3 protein-coding genes are annotated in these 3,553 nt (G+C 65.5%); all 3 read left to right on the top strand.

Going from position 1 to position 3,553, the window contains the following annotated elements:
• Positions 1 to 351 precede the first annotated feature (351 nt).
• Positions 352 to 1,614, top strand: a complete 1,263-nt coding sequence (locus ACFWZH_RS39335; protein ID WP_384443306.1) for a ParA family protein — start codon at positions 352 to 354, stop codon at positions 1,612 to 1,614.
• Entirely contained in the window at positions 1,611 to 2,615 is a 1,005-nt protein-coding gene (locus tag ACFWZH_RS39340; RefSeq protein ID WP_384443309.1) for a ParB/RepB/Spo0J family partition protein, read from the top strand. The genes ACFWZH_RS39335 and ACFWZH_RS39340 overlap by 4 nt, the downstream gene beginning before the upstream one ends.
• A 769-nt stretch (positions 2,616 to 3,384) precedes the next feature.
• A partial coding sequence (locus ACFWZH_RS39345) for a DUF2637 domain-containing protein (RefSeq protein ID WP_384443312.1) occupies positions 3,385 to 3,553 on the top strand: 169 nt, incomplete at its 3' end.

The raw sequence follows: 3,553 nt of genomic DNA on the forward strand, positions 1-3,553 counted from the left end.
GCCCAGCCTCCAGAGGCTGGGCCCTCGCCCGACGCCGGCACACTTCGTGGTCGGCTGGACGGCTTAGGCCTGACCTCAGCGAGCCGTCGCGGAGGCCAGGCCTTTGATGGTTCAGAGGCTGGAGACGCCGTTGTCAGTACGTCCCGCGCCGCTTGGTAGCGGCTCCCGCCCGAGCCAAGGTCTCGGCGTGGAGGTGTAGCTGCCCCGTCGCTGCGACCTGTTCCTGGGCGAGGCGGCGTATTACGACGTAATACCGGTCTGTCGTGTCGAGGATGCAGAATTCCGTTGCGCAATGTGGCTTACTAACGCGCCGATGCTTCACTTGATCTTGAATGTTAGTAAGGTGTCCGCATGACATCGTCCCCCTCAGGCGACCGGGAAAAGGTCGTCTCAAAGCTCCCCGCCGGGCTGCAGCAGGACTTGAAGATCCGCACAGCGCAGCACGGCATCGACATCCAGCACGCAGTCGAGGCCGGGATCACCGCCTGGCGCGGGCTGGGAGCAAACCTCTCCCCCATCGACACCGCTCGCGCCAAGTCGTTTTCCACCTGGCTGCCTTCCGGCCAGTGGGAGGGGTTCCGAGCCGACTGTTCAGCCCGCGGCGTCTCACTTGTCCAGGGCCTGTCGCAGTCGATCCAGCTCTGGCTCGACAAGAACCCGGCGCCCGATGTTCAGCGTCCGGTGATCGTCAGGCGCATCATCGTCTGCAACCAGAAGGGTGGCGTCGGCAAGACGGCCGTCGCGGCCGGCACCGGCGAGGCGCTCGCGGAAGACGCCGAGCAGCTTCATGCCGTCCGGATCTCCAAGCACTTCGCCAATGCCCTCTCCGAGACCGATCCGGCTCAGGACCCCGTCGAGGCGGCTCATGACCCGCTCGAATACGAGGACCTGCCGGGCCTCGGGCAGCGTGTCCTGCTGGTCGACTTCGACCCGCAGTGCCACATGACCAAGCAGCTCGCCCACGAGCCCCTCCCCATCGAAGGGGACAGCCTGACCAAGCACATGGCGGGTGAGGGCAAGGGAGACCTGCGCGATCTGATCGTCGAGGTGGAAGACGAACGCTTCGGCGGCCGACTGCACTTGCTCCCCGCGTGCACCGACGCCTTCCTTTTGGACGTCAAACTCTCCGGAGTCCGGGCACGTGAAGCGGCCCTTGAGCGCGCCCTGATGCCGCTCGAAGAGGACTACGACGCCATCTTGGTGGACTGCCCGCCCAGCCTCGGCCTCAGCATGGACGCCGCCGCCTACTACGGCCGACGCCGCCCCGAGGAAGTGCCCGGCAACTCCGGCGTGCTGGTCGTCGTCCAGGCCGAGGACAGCTCCGCAGATGCATACGGGCTGCTGACTTCTCAGATCGAGGACCTGCGCGACGACATGGGCCTGGATCTCGAGTACCTGGGCATCGTCGTCAACCACTACGACGCACGCCGCGGCTACATCGCCACCTCCTCCCTGGAAAGCTGGATGGAGATAAAGGATCCACGCGTCGTAGGCGTCATCGGTGACCTGAAGGAACAGAAAGAAGCAGTACGCGTGAAGCGCCCGCTCCTGGCCTACGCACCTCGGTGCGACCAGGCCGTGGCCCTGCGCGCGCTTGCCCGGGAGATTTCATGAGCAAGGCCTCCAAACTTGGTAGCGGATCATCCTTCCAGCAGACGCAAAGGGTCAGCCCGCGGCGGCAGGCAATCAACGCAGCCACCAAGGCACCAACCGAAGGCACTCCCCCACCAGTCGAACTCCCGGTGTCGGTCATCAGCGTCAACCCGGCCAACCCGCGCTCGAGCATGGGCGACCTGACGGAGCTGGCTGGCAGCCTGCGGGACCACGGGCAGAAGACCGCCATCAGCATCATGTCCCGCTTCACCTACCTCGAGGCCAATCCCGAAAGGGAGAAGGACCTCGAGCCGGACACCAGGTACGTCGCCATTGACGGCAGCACGCGCCTGGAAGCCGCCCGCGAAGCCGGCCTCACCAAGATCAAGGTGATGCTCGACGACGACCTGGGCAGCAACCCCGACGAGCTGCTGGAGTCCGCCCTCGTCGCGAACATCCACCGCCAGGACCTGGACCACCTCGACGAGGCCCGCGCCCTTAAGCAGCTGCTCGCCGTTCACGGCACGCAGGAAGCGCTGGCCGCTCGCCTCCACCGGTCACAGGGCTGGGTCTCCCAGCGGCTTGCCTTGCTCGGTCTCACTCCGGAGCTGCAAAAGAAGCTCGAAACGGGGGAGGAGCCTGCCGACCTACTGCGGCTCGTCGGGCGCAAGAAGGCAGAGGAGCAGGAACAGCACCTCCAACAGCTGAAGGAGAAGCGGGCGCAAGCCAAGTCTGACCAGCAGGCCGGAGCCAAAGTCCGGAAGGGCACTGCGGCGGTCCCCGACCCCCGCCAGGAGCCGGAAGCCCGGCCGCGTCAGGTCAAGATGCCGTGGGCGGACGGTGAGGCCAGCATGGACATCATCTTCTCAAAGGTGGTCGCGCCGGAGCGGCACAAGATGATCGGCCGCTACCTGCAACTGCTTGGGAGCCCGGAAGCGTTCGCAGCCGATCTGACAGCTGCCAGCAGTGCCGAGTATCGACAGCAGCTGGCAGAGCTACTCCTCAAAGCCAATAGCAGCTGACTTGAACCCCGTTCTCCTGCCTGACTGGTGGGGGAGCGGGGGCCTTCGGCGTCGGCCTCCTCGCGGGACCTCGAGCTCCGGCAGTCGCCCCCACTATTACGACGTAATAGCCCGTGATCCGAGGATGGCTCTCGTCGGCTGGAGTACCACTGCTAGCGGGGCAATCGAGTGGATGCCGCGCTCATCATCGGGACCAGCGGGATGCGGACGTGGCCGCTCACATCCGAAGGTCGAGTATTACGACGTAATGGAGCGCAGGCCGAGCGCCTGGCCCTCTGCGAGCGTCCTGTCTGGCGAATCGACGTTGCGGGCAGGGGCGGAGTCGGCACGGCGATCCCCCCTCGGAAGCGCTGTGTAAAGACGCTCGGTGACGTGGGGCGTCAGCTCTGGTCATGCCGGGAGCGCGCGCGTTGCCATGCCCTGGTTGACGGTGGAGTCGGCTACTGGTGGTTTCCGTGGTGTGTGAGGTGCATGTGGTGCAGCATCTTCACGGCCTCAAGACGTGCGCTACGCCGGACCGGGCAGTGCCTGCGGGCCGGGCTCGAAGTCGTCGCCGAGCGCCCCGGACATGCGGACCGGGTTGGGGAATCAGCAGCACACGCCTGGACGGAAGCGACGAAGACCAGGACGAGAGAGCACTTTTAGCTGACGATCTCTCACGCGATCACCCTGGAAGAAGTCACCGGCGATCAGCGGCCGTGAGAATGTGAAAATCGTTCGGATGAAAGCACTGTGAAAGAAGGAGCCCGGAGTGGCTGTGGGAACGGGGATGCCAACGAAGTTTGGCCGGGCTCACCGGATCCTGATCGGCGTGGTCGTCGCCGGAGCAGTCGTGATCGCTGCCATCGGCTTCGCCGGCTCCTACGCGGCCGTGCGTGAACTGGCCCTCAAGAAGGGCTTCGGCGACTTCGCCTACTTCTTCCCCATCGGCATCGACG

Origin of the sequence: Streptomyces sp. NPDC059008 (genome assembly GCF_042749045.1) — a bacterium.
In the GTDB taxonomy this organism is placed as follows: Bacteria; Actinomycetota; Actinomycetes; order Streptomycetales; family Streptomycetaceae; genus Streptomyces.